Annotated in this window: 16 protein-coding genes; 7 read left to right on the plus strand and 9 right to left on the minus strand. The window is 70.6% G+C overall.

Features of this window, described 5'->3' with window-relative positions; genetic code table 11:
• Positions 1–22 precede the first annotated feature (22 nt).
• The 6 genes from QA861_RS38965 to leuA form a co-directional block, all read right to left on the minus strand.
• Positions 23–1,246, minus strand: a complete 1,224-nt coding sequence (locus QA861_RS38965; RefSeq protein WP_334593545.1) for a sialidase family protein — start codon at positions 1,244–1,246, stop codon at positions 23–25.
• Positions 1,247–1,459: 213 nt separating this feature from the next.
• Positions 1,460–2,128: a response regulator gene (locus QA861_RS38970; protein WP_334593546.1), complete on the minus strand. Its 669-nt coding sequence runs from the start codon at positions 2,126–2,128 to the stop codon at positions 1,460–1,462.
• Positions 2,125–3,480 carry a sensor histidine kinase gene (locus tag QA861_RS38975; protein ID WP_443041634.1) on the minus strand — a complete coding sequence of 452 codons (1,356 nt, stop codon included), beginning with the start codon at positions 3,478–3,480 and terminating at the stop codon, positions 2,125–2,127. The genes QA861_RS38970 and QA861_RS38975 overlap by 4 nt, the downstream gene beginning before the upstream one ends.
• On the minus strand, positions 3,477–5,591 hold the full coding sequence (locus tag QA861_RS38980; RefSeq protein WP_334594986.1) for an MMPL family transporter: 2,115 nt from the start codon (positions 5,589–5,591) through the stop codon (positions 3,477–3,479). Before QA861_RS38980 ends, QA861_RS38975 begins: the two co-directional genes overlap by 4 nt.
• A 185-nt stretch (positions 5,592–5,776) precedes the next feature.
• Positions 5,777–6,448 (minus strand): tellurite resistance TerB family protein, encoded by a 672-nt coding sequence (locus tag QA861_RS38985; RefSeq protein WP_334593548.1) that lies wholly within the window; start codon positions 6,446–6,448, stop codon positions 5,777–5,779.
• Positions 6,449–6,719: 271 nt separating this feature from the next.
• Positions 6,720–8,450, minus strand: a complete 1,731-nt coding sequence (leuA, locus tag QA861_RS38990) for a 2-isopropylmalate synthase (protein ID WP_334593550.1) — start codon at positions 8,448–8,450, stop codon at positions 6,720–6,722.
• A 359-nt stretch (positions 8,451–8,809) separates the two neighbouring features.
• Here leuA and QA861_RS38995 point away from each other — a divergent pair, with 359 nt between their 5' ends.
• From QA861_RS38995 to QA861_RS39010, 4 genes are all read left to right on the plus strand, one after another.
• On the plus strand, positions 8,810–9,892 hold the full coding sequence (locus tag QA861_RS38995; protein ID WP_334593551.1) for a M4 family metallopeptidase: 1,083 nt from the start codon (positions 8,810–8,812) through the stop codon (positions 9,890–9,892).
• 94 nt (positions 9,893–9,986) lie between these two features.
• Positions 9,987–10,253 (plus strand): protealysin inhibitor emfourin, encoded by a 267-nt coding sequence (locus QA861_RS39000; protein WP_334593552.1) that lies wholly within the window; start codon positions 9,987–9,989, stop codon positions 10,251–10,253.
• A 79-nt stretch (positions 10,254–10,332) separates the two neighbouring features.
• A complete protein-coding gene (locus tag QA861_RS39005) occupies positions 10,333–11,718 on the plus strand; it encodes a GH1 family beta-glucosidase (RefSeq protein ID WP_334593554.1) in 1,386 nt (461 codons plus the stop codon).
• The gene (locus QA861_RS39010; protein WP_334593555.1) at positions 11,715–12,989 is read left to right on the plus strand and encodes an MFS transporter; all 1,275 of its coding nucleotides are present in this window, start codon (positions 11,715–11,717) and stop codon (positions 12,987–12,989) included. Before QA861_RS39005 ends, QA861_RS39010 begins: the two co-directional genes overlap by 4 nt.
• A 22-nt stretch (positions 12,990–13,011) precedes the next feature.
• On the opposite strand, the gene QA861_RS39015 is transcribed toward QA861_RS39010, so the two are convergent.
• The gene (locus tag QA861_RS39015) at positions 13,012–13,866 is read right to left on the minus strand and encodes an NAD-dependent epimerase/dehydratase family protein (RefSeq protein ID WP_334593556.1); all 855 of its coding nucleotides are present in this window, start codon (positions 13,864–13,866) and stop codon (positions 13,012–13,014) included.
• A 134-nt stretch (positions 13,867–14,000) separates the two neighbouring features.
• Between QA861_RS39015 and QA861_RS39020 the strand changes: the two genes are divergently transcribed.
• Positions 14,001–14,849 (plus strand): helix-turn-helix transcriptional regulator, encoded by an 849-nt coding sequence (locus tag QA861_RS39020; RefSeq protein ID WP_334593557.1) that lies wholly within the window; start codon positions 14,001–14,003, stop codon positions 14,847–14,849.
• A 109-nt stretch (positions 14,850–14,958) separates the two neighbouring features.
• On the opposite strand, the gene era is transcribed toward QA861_RS39020, so the two are convergent.
• Positions 14,959–15,942, minus strand: coding sequence for a GTPase Era (gene era, locus QA861_RS39025; RefSeq protein ID WP_334593559.1), 984 nt, complete (start codon positions 15,940–15,942; stop codon positions 14,959–14,961).
• A 242-nt stretch (positions 15,943–16,184) separates the two neighbouring features.
• On the opposite strand from era, the gene QA861_RS39030 reads away from it, so the two are divergent.
• Positions 16,185–17,504: an ammonium transporter gene (locus QA861_RS39030; RefSeq protein WP_334594987.1), complete on the plus strand. Its 1,320-nt coding sequence runs from the start codon at positions 16,185–16,187 to the stop codon at positions 17,502–17,504.
• Complete coding sequence (locus QA861_RS39035) at positions 17,501–17,839, plus strand: P-II family nitrogen regulator (RefSeq protein WP_334593560.1); 339 nt, start codon at positions 17,501–17,503, stop codon at positions 17,837–17,839. The genes QA861_RS39030 and QA861_RS39035 overlap by 4 nt, the downstream gene beginning before the upstream one ends.
• Here QA861_RS39035 and QA861_RS39040 read toward each other — a convergent pair.
• Complete coding sequence (locus QA861_RS39040) at positions 17,733–18,776, minus strand: WxL protein peptidoglycan domain-containing protein (protein ID WP_334593561.1); 1,044 nt, start codon at positions 18,774–18,776, stop codon at positions 17,733–17,735. The genes QA861_RS39035 and QA861_RS39040 overlap by 107 nt on opposite strands.
• Positions 18,777–18,828: the final 52 nt, after the last annotated feature.

The raw sequence follows: 18,828 nt of genomic DNA on the forward strand, positions 1-18,828 counted from the left end.
AAGCCGCCGGAGCCCCGACCCCTCAGCCCACCCCGTCCACCAACACCCGCCGAAACTCGATCGACTCGTAAGTCCCCGCGGTCCCCGTCTCGTACAGCACCCCAAGTACCCGCCGGTCCACCCGTACCAGGTCCGAGTAGGCCGCCCTCCGGTTCGACAGGGTCAGTACCTTCTCGAAGGTCTCTCCGCCGTCGCCGCTTCTCCAGATCGCCATCGACCGGCGCACCGTCGGTTCCGAGGGACCCGAGAACAGCAACGCGTCCGAGCCGTCCCGCAGTTGGAGCACGCTGCCCTGGACCACCGGGACGTCGTTCAACGTCGACTGGACGGTGTACGGGCGGTCCAGGGACTCCGCGCCGTCACTTGAGTACGAGTCCAACCTGTTCCCCGGCATCAGGCCGTTCTGGTCTCTGGACGAGAAGTACAGCCTGCCGTCGGGGAGTTGGGCGGCGCTTGTCTCGTTGGCGTTCTCGATGCCGTCGTAGGAGTCGTCCACGAAGCCCAGGTGCCAGGTGCCGCCGGCGTTGTCGCTGTAGATCGCGTGGCCGCCGTAGTACCTGGACTCCTGGCCGGTGTCCGGTGAGCCCGCGGGCGGGGCAGCCGAGTGGTTGGCCGGGATCACGATCCTGCCCGTGTGCGGGCCCGTCGACAGATAGACGGCGTGCCCCGGACCCGTCGCGTACCAGCGCCAGTCGGGCAGCTTTACCTGGGCCGTGATGTCGCGCGGGGACGTGAAGCCCCGGCCGTCGTCCGTGGCGGAACTTGTCTGGACGAAGACCCTGCGGCTCTGTTGCGGTGTCGCCTCGCCGCGCATGATCTGGGCCTCGGTCACCGCGCCGGAGTTGTACGACGTCACCAGCACGATCCGGCCCGTCTTCCCGTCCACCACCGGCGCCGGGTTGCCCCGCGTGTCACCGTCCCCGGCAGCGACCACGGACAGTGGGCCCCAGGTGCAGCCGCCGTCCGTGGAGCGGCGCAGGACCACGTCGATGTGGCCGCTGTCCCCGGCGCCGCTTTGTCTGCCCTCGGCGAAGGCCAGGAGGGTGCCCTTGCTGGTGGTGACCGTGGCGGGGATGCGGTAGGTGTCGTAGCCGCCCCGGCCCGCGACGTACGGGACGGACGAGGTGCAGGAGGCCCGGCCGGCCGCCCGGGCCTGCGTCGCGGTGAGGTCGGTGCCGATGCCGGTGCCGGTGATCAGGGCCGCGCCGGTGGTCGCGGCGAGCAGGATACGGCTCAGGGGCGTCATCGCTCTCCCTTGCGGAGTGGAGTCGGGACGTGGGGGGGGTTCCGGAGTGCCGGTACAACAGGGAGAGGATGTGACAGAAGGTGACAGTAACCTCGCTGACGGACCGTCACCATGTATGGCACGTACGGAACATACGTACCCGCGCGACATACGTACCCCGCGCCCACCGCTCCCTTTGCGCCACTCCCCCTGACCACACCCGCCTCCCCGACCTCACCCCGCCCCCGGTGTCACCACCCCCGACTCGTACGCCACGATCACCAGTTGCGCCCGGTCCCGCGCGCCCAGCTTCCCCATGATCCGGCTGACGTGGGTCTTCGCGGTCAGCGGACTCAGGCCCAGCGTCTCCGCGATCTCCGTGTTGTTGAGGCCCCGCGCGACCAGCCTCAGCACCCCGCGCTCCCGTTCCGACAGACATTCGGGCCCGCCCGTCGGCGCCGGGGCCTCGGCGCTGCGCAGCAGGCGGGCGATCAGGCGGGCCGTCGGGCCGGGGGAGAGCAGGGCCTCGCCTGCCGCCACCGTGCGGATCGCGTCCAGGAGTTCCGCGGGCCTCGTGTCCTTGACCAGGAAGCCCGAGGCGCCCGCGCGCAGCGCCTCCACCACGTCTTCGTCCGTGTCGTACGTCGTCAGGACCAGCACCTTCACGCCCGCCAGGTCCTCGTCGGCGGCGATCAGCCGGGTGGCCTCGATACCGTCCAGGTCGGGCATGCGGAGGTCCATGACGACCAGGTCGGCACGGGCGCTGCGGGCCAGTTCGACGGCCTGACGGCCGGTACCCGCCTGCCCCACCACCTCCATGCCCGGCGCCGATTCGACGAGCATCGCGAACGCCGCCCGTACGAGCGTCTGGTCGTCGGCCAGCAGCACACGAATGGCGGTCACCCGGCCTCCTCGCCTATGCGGTCGACCGGCAACGGAAGCACCGCGCTCACCTTGAATCCCCCGCCCTCCCCCGGCCCGGCGTCCAGTGTCCCGCCGACGCTTCGCGCCCGTTCCCGCATCCCGACCAGCCCGAAGCCACCATCGGGCGCGTCGGCGCCGCACTCCCCCACCCCGTCGTCCGCCACCTCGACGCGCAACGCGCCCTCACCCCCGTACAGCAGCACCCGTACCGTCAGATTCTCCCGTCCCCCGTGTCGTACGGCGTTCGTGAGCGCCTCCTGGACGATCCGGTAGGCCGCCGCGCCCACGGCCGGGGGCACCTCGTCCGCCCGTACCGTCAGTTCGACCCCCGCGCCCGACGCCCGTGCCGTCTCCGCGAGGTCGGGCAGGCCGGCCAGTCCGGGGAGAGACCCGCGCCTCTCGCCCGCCCCTTGGCCCTCCCGCAACACCTCCAGCGTCGTACGCAGCTCACCGCGTGCCGTTCGGCAGGTGCCGGCGATGTCGTCGAGGGCCTTGGCCACCGCCGCGCGGTCCAGGCGGTCCGGGTCGGCGGCCAGGATGTGTGCGGCCACGGAGGTCTGGACGCCGACGAGGGTGATGGTGTGGGCCAGCAGGTCGTGCAGGTCGCGGGCGACACGCAGCCGTTCCTCGGCGACGCGGCGGCGGGCCTCCTCCTCGCGCGTGCGTTCGGCCCGTTCGGCGCGTTCGACGATGGCCGAGACGTACTGGCGGTAGAAGCGGACGTCGATGCCGCAGAAGAGGACCGCGACGACCCAGCCGGAGATCCGCAGCAGTTCGACGGCCTGGTGCATGCTCACGGTGAGCATCACGCTCAGGGCGATGCCGAGGACCACGACTCCGGTCACGATCGTACGCAGGGGGCGCCCGGTGACGGCGACCGTGTACAGCGCGATGTACGCGGCCGGGGTCGGCGCGCTGTGGTTGTAGCCGAGCGCGTGGTACGGCACGACGATCGCCACCACCGCGACGAGGACCGGCATCGGACGGCGCCGCCGCCACACGATCGGCACGTACGCGCCGAGCAGCAGCGCCCAGCCGAGCGCGTCCGGCCGCCCGCCCTGGCCGAGGGTGTCCGGCCGGCTGGCGCCCCCGTCGGTGAACAGGGCGAGGACGGTGCCGATCACAGCGCCGGTCAGCGCGAGCAGTACGTCGTTGCGGAGCGCGTGCGGGGCGCTGCGCGGGTCACGGGTGATCGCCGCCATGATCCGCTCGCCCCGCCCGACAGGGGCCGGTCTTCCGGTAGTTGTCGTCGACTGCACAGCCCCATCCTCCGTCGGCGGGCGCCCCGCCGTCAGGGAGGGGCGCCCGCTCGCTCGTACGACGGAGGTCATACGGGTTCCGGCTGCCGTTCCGGTCGTACGGCGTCCGGGTCCGGCCTGCGGGACAGCGCGCCCGGCCACCACACCCGTCGGCCCAGTGCCACGCTCGCGCTCGTCACCAGGTACGTCCGGACGAGGAACGTGTCCAGGAGCACGCCGACCGCGATCACGAAGCCCAGTTCGACGAGTTGTACGAGACCCATGTTGGTCAGCACCGCGAAGGTCGCGGCGAGGACCAGCCCGGCGGAGGCGATGACCCCGCCGGTGGTCCGCAGCGCGGTGAGAGCCGCCGCCACCGGTTCCGCGCCCCGGAGCGCCTCCTCACGCATCCGGTGCATGAGGAAGATGCCGTAGTCGACGCCGAGCGCGACCAGGAACACGAAGGACAGCAGGCCGAGCCCGGGGTCGGTGCCCTCGAAGCCGAGCAGCGGGCCGAACACCAGTCCGCCGATGCCGAGCGCGGCTCCCCACACCGCGACCACGGCGAGCACCAGCATCAGCGGTGCGACCAGCGAGCGCAGCAGTGCGACCAGGATCAGCAGCACGGAGATCAGCACGATCGGGACGACGACCCACACGTCCCGCGAGTTGGTGTCGACGAGGTCGATCTGCTGGGCGCTCGGTCCGCCGACGTAGGAGCCCTTCAGCTCCGCCCTCAGCCGCTCGATGGTCGCGGTCTCGGCGGCCGACTGGGGCGCGTCCTTCGCGAAGACGGTGATCTCGGTCCAGCCCGCTCCCCCGCTTCGTCCCTCACTTCCTCCCGTACGTCCCTTCTGCGCGTCGCCGATCCCGTCGGTGGCCCGGATCGTCGTGAGCGTCCGGTCCGCCTGTCCGGCCGGGGTGATGACGGTGATGGGCTGGGTGCCCCGGCCGGGGTAGGCCCTGGCCAGGGTCTGCATCGCGGCGACGGCTTCCGGCCTGTCGACGAAGGCGTCCTCCTGCTTGACCGGCCCGGGCAGGTTCAGCACGCCCAGGGCCAGGGCGCCCAGCAGGACGGCGCCGCTCGCGAGGACCACCAGGGGCCGGCGTCCGGCGGAACTGCCCATCGCGGCGAACAGCGACAGCCGACGCACCTTGGGCGTGCTGCCGTACGCGGGGACGAGCGGCCAGAACACCCGGCGGCCGAGGAGGACGAGGATCGCGGGGAGCAGGGTGAGCATGGCGACGAGCGCGCAGAGCACGCCCACCGTGCCCAACGGGCCCATGCTGCGGCTGGAGTTGAGGTCGGCGGCGAGCAGGCACAGCACCCCGGCGGCGACCGTGCCGGAGGAGGCCAGGACGGCGGGTCCGCAACCGCGCAGGGCCGCGGCCATGGCGTCGTACGGCCGCTCGACGTGCCGCAGTTCCTCGCGATAGCGGGAGACGAGGAGGAGTGCGTAGTCCGTGCCTGCGCCGAAGACGAGGATCGTCATGATCGCCGAGCTCTGGCCCGAAATCGTGGTACCGAAGGCCTGGTTGAGGCCGTAGGCGACGCCCATCGACAGGAAGTCGGCGATGCCCGCGACGACGAGCGGGAGCAGCCACAGCACCGGGCTGCGGTAGATGAGGATCAGCAGGAGAGCGACGACGGCGACGGTGGTGTAGAGCAGTGGTCCGCCGAGTGAGTCGTAGACCTCGGCCGCGTCGGTGGCCAGTGCCCCCGGGCCGCCGACCTCGACAGTCAACCCGCCCTCGCTGTGGGCGACTTCGCGGACGTCGTGGACGAGGTTGTCCCGTTTCTTCTCGTCGGTGCCGGACTCGTTGCTGCTCACCGGATACATGAGGGTGGCGCCGTCGGCGGAGGGTACGCCGTGCGGGGCGGCCGTCAGGACGTGCTCTCCGGCGATCTTGTCGACCTGCTCGGCGGCCGTCGCCCTGTCGGTGGCGGTGAGTCCGCCGTCGCGGTGGTAGACGAGGACCAGTTGGGTGGTCTCGCCGCCGGGCAACTGGTCCTGGACGCGCGCGACTTGCGTCGAGTCGGCGTTCGAGGGCAGATAGTCGGTGATCCCGTTGTGCTGGACCTCGGAGAGCTTCGCCGCGAACGGTCCCACGATCGCGAGCACCCCGACCCACAGCCCGAGCACGAGCCAGGGCACGGCTCGTCCGCGACGCCGTACGCCCGGCGCTGTCTTCCCGGCTTCCATGGACCCCTTGGTCCCCATGGCCCCCATGTCGAGGCCTCCCCTCGTGACGGCATCTGGCTGACGTTCACCAGATTTCCGTCACGCCGGGGTGGATTCGTCGCGCGGGAGGGCGAGTTCGGGAGTACTCCCGGGGGTGACCCGAGGCCCGCACTACTCCCCCGGGAGTAGTCGCGGGCCGCGAGAGCCTAGGAATGCGTACGCGCCGCCGCCAGCAGCCGGGTCACGTCGTCCCCGCAGATCGTCAGTGCCGCGCCGACCGTAGCGAGCACATCGCGTTCCGCCGGGGTGTACGGGCCGTCGGCCAGGGCGATGCGGGCGCCCTGGAGCAGGATCGATTCGCGGCCGGGGGCGGCGAGATGGGGGGCCAGGGGGTCCAGGGCCTCGTGGAGCTCTATGGCGAGGCCGGGGCCGCACGGAGGGCCGAAGAGGCGGCCCGTGTCGGCGGCCAGGGCCTCCACCAGGGCCTCCAACTGGTCCTCCGTACAGTCGTCGAAACCGGCCGCGCGGACGCCGGTCGCGGCCGTCTCCAGGGTGAGGCGGGCGTGGGTGCCGCCGGCGGCGAGGACCGCGAGGGCGACCGTGTGGACCGCGTCGCGGAGCATCGCGGAGAAGCGGGTGGTGGTGGGGTGGTCGAGGACGTCCGTGCCGAAGTGGCTCTGACAGGCCGCGCATTCGACGACCGGGCCGGTCTCGCCGCGCGGCAGAATCGGTACGCCGAGAAACGTGAAGCGGCGGCGGCCCGTCAGGCGCTGGTAGTTGCGGTCTCCGCCGCAGCTCGGGCAGAAGAACTCGCCGTCACCGACCCCGGCCCAGACCGTACGGGAGCCCAGGACGCGTGCCGTCCGGCCTCCGCGCACGACTCGGCCGCCTCGGCTGTCTCGGCTCTCTCGCCCCTGTCCTTGGAGCACGTAGCACCTCCGGTAACTCCCCCACTGCCTGTTGCAGGGCGCGAGAGTTACCCCCACCGGCAACACTGCCGCGCTGGCGTGATGTTAGCCACATAGTCGAGGTGGAGTCAGTACCCAGGACCAGACCTGCCCGTGACCGGACCGTGGTTTGGCCGGTAAACGACGGCGCCCCGTCCGCCACGAAGGGCGGACGGGGCGTGAAACCAGTCGGTCGGGTGAGTCAGCGACCCGCGCGGTTGACGGCGGAGACGACCGCCTTCAGGGAGGCGCGGGTGGTGTTGGCGTCGATGCCGATGCCCCACAGGACCTTGTCGCCGATGGCGACCTCGATGTAGGAGGCGGCCTGCGCGGAGGCACCCTCGCTCATCGTGTGCTCGGTGTAGTCCAGGAGACGGGCGTCGATGTCCAGCCCCTGCAGGGCGTGGAAGAACGCCGAGATCGGGCCGTTGCCCGAGCCGACCAGGGTGGTCTCGACGCCGTCGACCTCGGCCTCGACGGTGAGGGTGTCCACGCCGTCCTTGTCGGTGGTCGACTGGCCGGTCTTCAGCTGGATCCGGCCCCAGGGGTTCTCGGGGTTCGGCAGGTACTCGTCCCGGAAGGCCGCCCAGATGTCCTTCGGGGTGACCTCGCCGCCCTCGGCGTCCGTCTTCGCCTGGATCAGCTTCGAGAACTCGATCTGCATCCGGCGCGGCAGGTCCAGCTTGTGGTCGTTCTTCAGGACGTACGCGATTCCGCCCTTGCCCGACTGGGAGTTGACCCGGATCACGGCCTCGTAGGACCGGCCGACGTCCTTCGGGTCGATCGGCAGGTACGGGACCGCCCACTCGATGTCGTCGACGGTGACACCCTTGGCTGCCGCGTCGGCCTCCATGGCGTCGAAGCCCTTCTTGATGGCGTCCTGGTGGGAGCCGGAGAAGGACGTGTAGACCAGGTCGCCCACGTACGGGTGGCGGGGGTGGACCTCCATCTGGTTGCAGTACTCCCACGTACGACGGACCTCGTCGATGTCGGAGAAGTCGATCTGCGGGTCGACGCCCTGCGAGAACAGGTTCATGCCCAGGGTGACCAGGTCGACGTTGCCGGTGCGCTCGCCCTGGCCGAACAGACAGCCCTCGACGCGGTCGGCGCCGGCCATCAGCGCCAGTTCGGCGGCGGCGACGGCCGTGCCGCGGTCGTTGTGGGGGTGGATCGACAGGACGACGTGCTCGCGGCGGGTCAGGTTGCGGCCCATCCACTCGAAGCGGTCCGCGTGCGTCGACGGGGTCGAACGCTCCACCGTGGCAGGCAGGTTGAGGATGATCTCGCGGCCCGGGCCGGGCTGCCAGACGTCCATGACCGCCTCGCAGACCTCCAGCGCGAAGTCCAGCTCGGTGTCGGTGAAGATCTCGGGGCTGTACTGGTAGCCGAACTCCGTCTCGGGACCCAGCAGCTTCTCGGCGTACTCCATGACCAGCCGGGTGCCGTCGACGGCGATCTGCTTGATCTGGTCCTTGGAGCCGCGGAAGACGACCCGGCGGAAGACCGGCGCGGTCGCGTTGTACAGGTGCACGGTGGCGCGCTTGGCGCCCTTCAGCGACTCGACGGTCCGCTCGATCAGGTCCTCGCGGGCCTGGGTCAGTACGGAGATGGTGACGTCGTCCGGGATCGCGCCCGGCTCCTCGACGATCGACCGTACGAAGTCGAAGTCCGTCTGCCCGGAGGCCGGGAAACCGACCTCGATCTCCTTGTAGCCCATCTTCACCAGCAGGTCGAACATCGCACGCTTGCGGGCGGGGGACATCGGGTCGATCAGGGACTGGTTGCCGTCACGCAGGTCCGTGGAGAGCCAACGGGGAGCGACGGTGATCCGGTTTCCGGGCCAGGTGCGGTCGGCGATGTCGACCTGCTCGTACTGGCCGTACTTGTGGATCGGCATGGAAGTGGGCTGCTGGCGATTGACGCTGTGGGCCATGATGCGTGGGCTCCTCGTGGTGTCCTGAAGGACGGCCGACGGCGCAACGCCAGACTCCGCGGGGAGGGGGTCGGCCTCTACTTACAGGCCCTCGCCGCGGCAGCTAAGGAGGAGCAGCCCGATACGCATGATGCTCCGCACTGTAGCCGAGCCGCGCCGGACGCGCGGGTCTGTATCACTATGCGGGACCATCAGTATGCGCGAACCGGAGAGCAAAAGGGGCAAAAAGTGCGCCATCCCACTCGGCGTCACTCAGCTCATACCACTCCGTCACCGAGCGAGGGCCCCTTGTCCCGGTATTTCACCAATCATGGTTGCGGGTGGTGACAGTCGCGTGACTCGGTGCAAGGGTGCCGGGCATGACGACAAACGGGGGCTTTGAGCCCGTCTTCTGCACGATCGTCCCACCGCACATCCTCCACACGCTCGCCCGTCACGAGGACCCCGCCATCTCCGGCCCCGCCCAGCACACCCTGCTGCTCGACGCCCGCAAGCGAGCCGAACGCAGCATCACCACCGAGTTCGGCCTGGCCGCCGCCGCAGCCGTGAAGGCGCCCTCCGACCAGCCGCTGCGCACGATCTACGACGCCGGGCACCGCACCACACTGCCCGGCACGAAGGTGCGCGCCGAGGGCTCGGAACCCGGCCAGGACGCCACCGTCAACCGCGCCTACGCCGGTCTCGGAGCCACCTTCGACCTCTACCTCAAGGCCTACCAGCGCCACTCGATCGACGGCGACGGCCTGCCCCTCGACGCGAGCGTCCACTACGACGAGGGCTACAACAACGCCTTCTGGGACGGCAAGCAGATGGTGTTCGGCGACGGTGACGGCGAGATCTTCGTCGACTTCACCAACTCCGTCGACGTCATCGGCCACGAGCTCACCCACGGCGTCACCCAGCACACCGCGAACCTCACGTACTACGGCCAGCCCGGTGCGCTCAACGAGTCGATGTCGGACGTCTTCGGCTCACTCATCAAGCAGTACTCGCTCGGCCAGACCGCCGCCGAGGCCGACTGGCTGATCGGCGCGGGCCTGCTCGCCCCGAGCGTCACCGGCACCGCCCTGCGCTCCATGAAGGAACCGGGCAGCGCGTACGACGACGACGTGCTCGGCAAGGACCCGCAGCCCGCGACCATGGACGGCTATGTCCGCACCGGCCGTGACAACGGCGGCGTCCACATCAACAGCGGCATCCCCAACCACGCCTTCTACCTCGTCGCCACCGCGCTCGGCGGCAACGCGTGGGAGCGGGCCGGGCAGATCTGGTACGACGTGCTGACCGGCGGTGACCTGAAGGAGAAGGCGTTCTTCGACGACTTCGCCCAGCTGACCGTCGCCACCGCGAGCGAGCGCTACGGCGACGGCGAGGAACTCCAGGCCGTGACGAAGGCATGGGAGCGTGTCGGAGTACCCACCACGCCCCGGCCCCGCCTGTAGCGCACAGCCGCACGGCCGCACGTGCGGGGTACCGGGCACTCGGCACCTCTCATCCCACTCGTACTGGAGCCGTTCTCGTACTAGACAGGGACCCATGCGTATTCAGGTGACACGTACGGGCGGATTCGCGGGCATCGAGCGGCACGCCGAGGTGGACACCTCGGGGCGGCCCGATGCCCCCGAGTGGCACGCCCTGGCCGATTCCGCGGTCGCGGGCGGCCAGGGCACCCCTCCGACCGGGGTCCCCGACGGCTTCGGCTACGAGATCACGGTGGACGGAAAAACGGTGTACTGCGCCGACCCCCGCCTCACCGACGAGCAGCGGCAGCTGATCTCAAGGGTGCTCAAAGAGGGTGCATAACGGGTGTCGCGGGTGTCGGCGGACGGCGCGTAACTGGTTGTTCACTCCCGGCCGTTGACACCCGTTACCCCCGGTACCCATGATCCGGCGCATGGCGATCAACCCGATACCCCAGTTCCCGGCCGGCTTCCTCTGGGGTGTGTCCACCTCGGCACACCAGATCGAGGGAGCGGCGGACCAGCGCGAACCGTCCGTATGGGACACCTTCACGGCCGAACCGGGGCGCGTGAAGGACGGCTCGACGGCGGCGGTGGCCTGCGACCACTTCCACCGCTACCCCGAGGACGTGGCCCTGCTGGGCGGCCTGGGCGTGGACGCGTACCGCTTCTCCGTCTCCTGGCCCCGCGTGAACTCCCCCGGCGGCCTGGACTTCTACGACCGGCTGGTGGACGAGCTGTGCTCGGCGGGCGTACGTCCCGTCCCGACCCTCTTCCACTGGGACCTGCCGGCCCGCCTCCAGGAGAAGGGCGGCTGGCTGGAGCGGGACACGGCGTCCCGGTTCGCCGAGTACGTGTCCGTCGTGGCCGAGCGGCTCGGCGACCGTGTACAGAAGTGGATCACGCTCAACGAGCCGGCCGAACACACCCTGTTCGGACATGCGTTGGGCGCGCACGCACCGGGGAAGCAGCTGATGTTCGACGCGCTCCCGGCCGCCCACCACCAACTCCTCGGCCACGGACTGGCCGTACGGGCACTGCGCGCCGCCGGTGCCACGGACATCGGGATCGCCAACTCCCACGGCCCGACCTGGCCGGCGTCGCAGGAGCCCGCCGACCTGGAGGCGGCCGGGTTCTACGACCTGCTCCTCAACCGGCTGTTCGCCGACCCCGTCCTCCTGGGCGAATACCCGGACGGGCTCGGCGAGTTGATGCCGGGCGATGTGGCGGCCGACCTGAAAGTCATCGGGGAGCCGCTCGACTTCTACGGCGTCAACTACTACTCCCCGACGAAGGTGGGCGCGCCGCAGGGCGCCGACATCGAGTTCGGCGGACTCACGATCCCGGCCGAACTCCCCTTCTCCGTCCAGGAGATCGAGGGCGTACCGGTGACGGACTTCGGCTGGCCCGTCGTACCGGAGGGCCTCACGGAGCTGCTCACCACGTTCCGCGACCGTTACGGCGACCGGCTGCCGCCCGTCGTCATCACCGAGAACGGCTGCTCGTACGACGGGCTCGACGACCAGGACCGGATCGCCTTCCTGGACGGTCATGTCCGGGCGCTGTACCGGGCGGTGGAGGCGGGCGTGGACGTTCGCGGCTACTTCGTGTGGTCGCTGCTGGACAACTTCGAGTGGGCGGAGGGGTACGCGCGGCGGTTCGGGCTGGTCCACGTGGACTTCGACGACCCGGCCACGCTGACCCGGACGCCCAAGGCCTCGTACGCCTGGTTCAGCGGCCTCCTGCGGGCGCAGCACGCGCAGCAGGAGGAGGAGCGAAGAGCGGGTGGGGCGGTGACTCAGGAATGACGACGACCGAGGGGGCCAAGGAGGCTCCGGGGACGGCGGCGGCGCTCGCCGAGCCGGTGGAGCGGGTCGGGCGAGGATGGACCGCCTCGCTCTCGCTCGCCAACGGGGCGATCTGGGTGGGCTGGTTCGGGCCGCTGCAGATCCTGCTCGCCGCCCAGGCCGAGGACTTCGCGCCCGGCACCGGGATGTCGAAGGAGACCCTGCTGGCCTGGGTGGCGGGTGCGGGCGCTCTGGTGTCGCTGGTGGCGAACCCGTTCTTCGGCGCGCTGTCGGACCGTACGACGTCGCGGTGGGGGCGCCGTACGCCGTGGATCGTGGCCGGCGCGGCGGGCGGTGCGCTGTCGTTGCTGCTGCTGGCGGGGGCGAGTGGGCTGTGGACGATGGTGGCGGGGTGGTGCCTGGTCCAGCTGACCCTGAACGCGGCCTTCGCCGCCGTCACGGCGGCCGTGCCCGACCGCGTTCCCAGGCTTCAACGGGGCGCTGTGGGCGGCTGGTTGGGTGCCGCGCAGATTCTCGGTGTGGTCGGCGGGACGGGACTCGCGACGGCGGCGGGCGGGGTGGGCGCGGGCTATGCGGCGTGCGCCGCGTTCACGCTGCTGGGCGTGCTGCCGTACGTCCTGCGGCACAGGGATCTGCAACTCGTGCCCCAGGACCAACCGTTGTGGTCCTGGCGGACCTTCCTGGCCGGGTTCTGGCTGAGCCCGCGCCGGTATCCGGACCTGGGCTGGGCCTGGCTGACCCGTTTCCTGATCAACCTGAGCAACGCGCTGGTGCTGCTGTACCTGCTGTACTACCTGCGCGACCGTCTCGACTACTCAGACCCCGAGGGTGGTGTCCTGATCCTGACGGCGGTGAACAGCGTGACGCTGGTCGCCACGGTGGTCGTCGGCGGGGTCTGGTCGGACCGGGTGGGCCGGCGCAAGCCGTTCGTGATCTGGTCGGGGGTGCTGATGGCGGTGGCGACGGCCGCGCTGGCGGCGTGGCAGACCTGGCCGGGGGCGATCGTCGCGTCGGCGGTCCTCGGCGTCGGGTTCGGCGTCTTCACGTCGGTCGACTTCGCCCTGATGACGGACGTGCTGCCGAAGGCGATGGACCGGGGGAAGGACCTGGGCGTCATCAACGTGGCCAACGCCCTGCCCCAGGTGGCGGCGCCGGTCCTCGCGGCGCCGATCGTGACCTATCTGGGCGGATACCGGATGCTGTATCTGGTGGCCGCGGTGATCGGGCTGGCGGGGGCGGTACTGGTGGGGCGGATCAGGGGGGTGGAGTGAGGTAGAGGTGGGGTGCGGGGATTCAGAGGGCTCCGGCGTCCCGGGCCGCGTAGACGCTGGGGTAGAGCGGGCGGAAGCCGAGTTCCCTGCGGATGCGGTCGGTGGAGACGATTCCGAACCACGGGTCGGGGTCGGTGTTCTCGTAGAGTTCGGCGGGAACCGCCACCCCGTTGAGCTGATGCAGTTCGACCGCCGTGACGGGGGCGTGGTCGCCGATGTTGTAGATCCGGCCGGCGATGCCCGGTGCGTGCAGGATGCGGAGCAGGCCCTGGGCGACGTCCGCGTGGTGGACCATCTGCAGCCGCTGGGCGGAGGCCCAGTGCGCGGCCCACATCAACGACTGGGCGAGGTGCGGATCGCCCTCCCCGTAGACGAAGGGGAGCCGGCCGACGCATACGTCCATGCCCTCCAGCGCGAGCAGTTCGCGTTCGGCCGCCACCTTCGACTCGCAGTAGGCGCCCCACATCTCACCGCCGGGCCGGCTCTCGTCCTCCTCGACCAACGGGCGCCCCCGTCCGGAGCCGTACACCAACTGCGTACTGACCTGTACGAACCGTCCCACCCCGGCGGCCAGTGCGGCACGGCCCAGTTCCACCGCCGCGTCCCGGTTGACGGCCCACGCCTCCTCGTCCGGTACTCCCCGGAAGGACGCCGCGACGTTCACGACCGCGTCCACCCCGGCGACCGCCTTGCCGAGCGTCTCCGTGTCACGCAGGTCCCCGACCACGACCTCGGCGCCCAGCTCTGCGAACCGCTCCGCCCGCGCCGCCTCCCGCACCAGGATCCGCACCCTCTCCCCGGGCCGCCTCTGCGCCAGCAGCCTCGGCAGAAAGCGCCGGCCGACCTCGCCCGTCGTACCCGTCACCAGTGTCAGCATGATCCGCTCCTCATCGTCTTGTCCCGTTGCGGTGGGACCAGCGTCGAACGGCGGCCGGGCGGACGGGAGAGACCCGTGGATCAGGGGATCAGCAGTCCCTGGATAAGCCGGGCGGACGGCGACATCCTGGAAGGGTGAACCGAGCCGAACTCGCAGACTTCCTGCGCCATGGGCGTGCCCGTCTGGAGCCCTCGGCGGTGGGACTCGCGCCCGGCGCCCGCCGCCGTACGCCCGGTCTGCGCCGCGAGGAGGTGGCGTCGCTCGCCGGTATGTCGGTGGACTACTACACGCGCCTGGAGCAGTCCCGGGGTCCGCACCCGTCCCGCCAGATGCTGACCGCCCTGGCCCGCGCCCTGCGCCTCACCGACGACGAACGGGACCACCTCTTCCACCTGGCGGGCGAGGAGCCGCCCCGGCGCGAGAGCGTGCCCCAGCATGTGCGGCCGGGGCTGCTGCTGATCCTCGACAGGCTGCACGACACCCCGGCACAGGTGGTCACCGACTGCGGGGAGGTGCTGGCGCAGAACGCGATGGCGAGCGCCTTGACGGGGGACGCGTCGGCCCGTCCACCCCGGGAGCGCAACCTCCTGCGCCGGTTCTTCCTGGACCCGGCCGCCCGGACACTGTTCCCGCCGGAGGACTTCGCCGAGCACGCCCGAGCCCACGTGGCGAACCTGCGAGCGGTCGCCGCGGCCCGGCCCGACGATCCGGTACCCAGGGCGCTGGTGGCCGAACTCCGAGCGGGGAGCGCGGAGTTCGCGCGGCTGTGGGAGGCGCACGAGGTGGCGGTGCGGCGGGCCGCGACGAAGCGGTTCGTGCATCCGGTGGTGGGGCTGCTGGAACTCGACTGCGAGATCATGCTGGCGCACGACCACCGCCAACTACTGATCGTCCACACGGCCCGCCCGGGCACGGAGTCGTACGAACGCCTGAGACTGCTGCGGGTGGTGGGACTACAGGACTTGTCACCGCACGGGAGATGAGGTGGAAGGAAGGTGAGGTGGGCGGAGGCGTTTCGAGCACACCCGTAAAACGAACCGTAAACGGGTGGGTGGGTGGGAAAAAACGGCCCGAACTGCAGCCGCGGCTCCCTCAGAACCCCAGCTTCCGCAGCTGGCGAGGATCCCGCTGCCAGTCCTTCGCGACCTTCACATGGAGGTCCAGGAAGACCGGCGTACCCAGCAGCGCCTCGATCTGCTTGCGGCTCTTGATGCCGACGTCCTTGAGCCGCTTGCCCTTCGGGCCGATGACGATGCCCTTCTGGCTCGGCCGCTCGATGTAGACGAACGCGTGGATGTCGAGCAGCGGCTTGTCGGCGGGGCGGTCCTCGCGGGGGATCATCTCCTCGACCACGACCGCGATCGAGTGGGGAAGCTCGTCGCGTACCCCCTCCAGCGCCGCCTCCCGGATCAGCTCCGCGATCATGACCTGCTCCGGCTCGTCCGTGAGGTCACCCTCCGGATAGAGCGCCGGCCCCTCGGGCAGCAGCGGAACGAGCAGGTCGGCCAGCAGGTCCACCTGCTTGTCGGCGACCGCCGAGACCGGCACGATCTCCGCCCACTCGAACCCCAGCTCCCGGCCGAGTTGGTCGATCGCGATGAGCTGCTCGGCCAGCGCCTTGCCCTCGACCAGGTCGGTCTTCGTCACGATCGCGATCTTCGGCGTCTTCTTGATCGCCGCCAGTTCCTTGGCGATGAAACGGTCACCGGGGCCGAGCTTCTCGTTCGCCGGGAGGCAGAAGCCGATGACGTCGACCTCGGCCCACGTCGTCCGCACCACGTCGTTCAGGCGCTCACCCAGCAGCGTGCGCGGCTTGTGCAGCCCCGGGGTGTCGACCAGGATCAGCTGCGCGTCAGGGCGGTGCACGATGCCCCGTACCGTGTGCCGCGTGGTCTGTGGCTGGTCCGCGGTGATCGCCACCTTCTGGCCGACCAGAGCGTTCGTGAGGGTGGACTTGCCCGCGTTGGGGCGGCCCACGAAGCAGGCGAAACCGGCGCGGTGCGCGGCCGAGGACTGCGACGCGACGGACGGCTCGGACGGCTCGGATGACGGGGTACGGACACTCATGGCGCCCATTGTCCCTGATCCACGGAGACCCACCGCACGCCGAGGCCCTCCGGACCCGTCCGGGGCACCCACGAGGGCACCCGGCAGGAGACCACGAGGAGACCGGGCGGGAGCGTCCGGTGAGCTTCCGGAAACGCCCGTGCAACACGAAACGCGCCGGAAACACCCCCGTACGGAACTCGAAACGCACACCGGTGACCCTCTGACGAGCCCCTGCCCCCGTTGGAGAGACCGGAGACACCGTGACGACCGTGAACCTGGCCGCTGCCCGGATCGACACCGGCGACACCGCCTGGCTGCTCGCCGCCACCGCCCTCGTGCTCCTCATGACCCCGGGCCTGGCCCTCTTCTACGGCGGCATGGTCCGTACGAAGAGCGTGCTCAACATGCTGATGATGAGTTTCGTGTCGATCGCCCTGGTCACGGTGGTGTGGCTGGCCGCCGGCTACTCCCTCGCGTTCGGGGACGACATCGGCGGCGGATTCATCGGCGGGCTGAAACACGCGGGGATGGCCGGGCTCGGGCCCGACAGCGTGCAGGGCACTGTGCCCACCCTCCTCTTCGCCACCTTCCAGCTCACCTTCGCGGTCATCACCGCCGCCCTGGTCAGCGGCGCGGTCGCCGACCGGGCGAAGTTCGGGGCGTGGCTGGTCTTCGTACCCGTGTGGGCACTGCTCGTATACGTTCCCGTCGCGCACTGGGTGTGGGGCCCGGGCGGCTGGATTCTCGACCATCTCGGCGCCCTCGACTTCGCCGGCGGCCTGCCCGTCGAGATCACCTCCGGCGCCTCCGGGCTCGCCCTCTGCCTGGTCCTCGGCCCGCGTCTCGGCTTCAAACGAGATGCGATGCGACCGCACAACCTTCCCATGGTCATGCTGGGCGCCGGTCTGCTCTGGTTCGGCTGGTTCGGGTTCAACGCGGGTTCCGCGCTCGGCGCCAACGGGCTGGCCGCCGCCGCCTTCCTCAACACCCTCACCGCCGGCTGCACCGGCCTCCTCGGCTGGCTCTTCGTCGAACAGCGCCGCGACGGTCACCCCACGACCCTGGGCGCGGCCTCCGGCGCGGTCGCCGGTCTGGTGGCCATCACGCCCTCCTGCGGGTCGGTCTCCCTCCTCGGCGCGCTGGTCGTCGGGCTCGCGGCGGGAGTGGTGTGCTCGTACGCCGTCGGGTGGAAGTTCCGGCTCAACTACGACGACTCCCTCGACGTCGTCGGTGTCCACCTCGTCGGCGGAGTCATCGGCACGCTGCTGATCGGCGTGTTCGCCACGGAGTCCATGACCGGCGGGGCCGAGGGGCTGCTGTACGGGGGCGGGCTCGGCCAGTTGGGCAGGCAGGCGGTCGCCGTGCTGGCCGTGGGGGCGTACGCCTTCGCCGTCACGTACGGAATCGGGAAGGCGATCGACAAAATCATGGGGTTCCGGGCGAGCGAGGACGAGGAGCACACCGGCCTCGACCTTACGGTGCACGCCGAGACGGCATACGATCACGGCGTCCTGGGCCACGGCGCCCCGGTGTCGTCCGCCGCACACTCCTCCCACTCCTCCGCGCAGAAGGTCAAGAGCCAGGAATGAAGCTCATCACCGCGATCGTCAAGCCGTACCGCCTCGACGAGGTCAAGACCGCGCTCCAGGAACTCGGCGTACAGGGTCTGACCGTGACCGAGGCCAGCGGCTACGGCCGTCAGCGCGGCCACACCGAGGTGTACCGCGGCGCCGAGTACCAGGTCGACCTCGTCCCGAAGGTCCGTATCGAGGTCGTCGTCGACGACGGGGACGCCGACGCGGCGATGGACGCGATCGTCAGGGCCGCGCGAACGGGAAAGATCGGGGACGGGAAGGTGTGGGCTCTTCCGGTGGAGACGGTGGTCCGGGTTCGGACGGGCGAGCGCGGTCCCGACGCCCTCTGAACCATCTGACCCCCAGCACTGACCCGACCGCGCCGAACACCACAACGACCACCGCCATGAGCCACGGCAACGCGAAGAAGGACACGTTCGCCGACTCGCGGGTGTCCTTGGCTGTCGCCGTCAACGTGACGTCGCCCCAGTCGAGTTGGGGTGCGTCGTGCCAGGGTTCGGTGAGCCTGACCCGTTGGCCGGGCAGCAGCTCGGAGGGGATCTTGGTGAGGTCGCGGGCGAGCAGCGTACGGCCGAACAGGCCCTCGGCCCGCACCTCCACCCGGGGGTCGAGGGTGACGTTCCCGGTGTTGTGGAGGGTGTAGGAGATCGTGGCGGTGCTGTCGCCGAGGCCGGGGACGAGGGGCTGGTGGTGGCTGATCCTGACCCGCTCGACGGCGATCGCGGAGACGGCCGGCCCGTTCACCCGCAGATAGATCCGCGCCCCGACCGCCCGCTGCACCCCGAGTGCGAGGGAACCGTCGCCGGTGTCGATCCGTTCGTCGAGGGCGACCAACGCGCCCACGTGGTCGCCGGGTTCGGCCCCTTCGGGCACCTTGAGCGTGAAGGGCACGGTGACCGACCTGTGCGGGGGGACGGTGACCCGGGACTTCGCGGGCCGCGCCCAGGCGCCGACGCCGCGCTGCTTCTCGGTGAGGGTCCGTACGGCGAACCCGCCGTCGCGGACGGTGTTGTAGGCGTCGGCCGCGTACAGCCGGAAGGTGAGCGGTTTGCCGGTCTTGTTGGTGACGGCCACCTTGTCCTTGACGGACGTACCGGGATCGGCGGAGAGGTAGAAGTACGGGCGCTGTGCCACCGCCGAGGCGACGGGGAAGACCGACCAGCTGCCGTTGTCGGCGGCTCGGGCGGGGGCGGACGTCAAAAGTGACGTGCCGAGCGCTGCCAGCAGGAACATGGGGAGCGCGAGAAGGACGTACGGCTTACGCATGGGTGCGGACCCCCACGGACGAGGTAGGTGGCGGGCGGGTGCGCGCCCGGCC

Source organism: Streptomyces sp. B21-083, assembly GCF_036898825.1.
GTDB lineage: Bacteria > Actinomycetota > Actinomycetes > Streptomycetales > Streptomycetaceae > Streptomyces.

What these genes read in the sequence shown, in the direction of transcription:
- QA861_RS38965 (WP_334593545.1), bottom strand. Translation starts at nt 1,246, where the DNA reads ATGACGCCCCTGAGCCGTATCCTGCTCGCCGCGACCACCGGCGCGGCC.
- QA861_RS38975 (WP_443041634.1), bottom strand. Translation starts at nt 3,480, where the DNA reads ATGACCTCCGTCGTACGAGCGAGCGGGCGCCCCTCCCTGACGGCGGGG.
- QA861_RS38980 (WP_334594986.1), bottom strand. Translation starts at nt 5,591, where the DNA reads ATGGAAGCCGGGAAGACAGCGCCGGGCGTACGGCGTCGCGGACGAGCC.
- leuA (WP_334593550.1), bottom strand. Translation starts at nt 8,450, where the DNA reads ATGGCCCACAGCGTCAATCGCCAGCAGCCCACTTCCATGCCGATCCAC.
- QA861_RS38995 (WP_334593551.1), top strand. Translation starts at nt 8,810, where the DNA reads ATGACGACAAACGGGGGCTTTGAGCCCGTCTTCTGCACGATCGTCCCA.
- QA861_RS39000 (WP_334593552.1), top strand. Translation starts at nt 9,987, where the DNA reads ATGCGTATTCAGGTGACACGTACGGGCGGATTCGCGGGCATCGAGCGG.
- QA861_RS39005 (WP_334593554.1), top strand. Translation starts at nt 10,333, where the DNA reads ATGATCCGGCGCATGGCGATCAACCCGATACCCCAGTTCCCGGCCGGC.
- QA861_RS39010 (WP_334593555.1), top strand. Translation starts at nt 11,715, where the DNA reads ATGACGACGACCGAGGGGGCCAAGGAGGCTCCGGGGACGGCGGCGGCG.
- QA861_RS39015 (WP_334593556.1), bottom strand. Translation starts at nt 13,866, where the DNA reads ATGCTGACACTGGTGACGGGTACGACGGGCGAGGTCGGCCGGCGCTTT.
- era (WP_334593559.1), bottom strand. Translation starts at nt 15,942, where the DNA reads ATGGGCGCCATGAGTGTCCGTACCCCGTCATCCGAGCCGTCCGAGCCG.
- QA861_RS39035 (WP_334593560.1), top strand. Translation starts at nt 17,501, where the DNA reads ATGAAGCTCATCACCGCGATCGTCAAGCCGTACCGCCTCGACGAGGTC.
- QA861_RS39040 (WP_334593561.1), bottom strand. Translation starts at nt 18,776, where the DNA reads ATGCGTAAGCCGTACGTCCTTCTCGCGCTCCCCATGTTCCTGCTGGCA.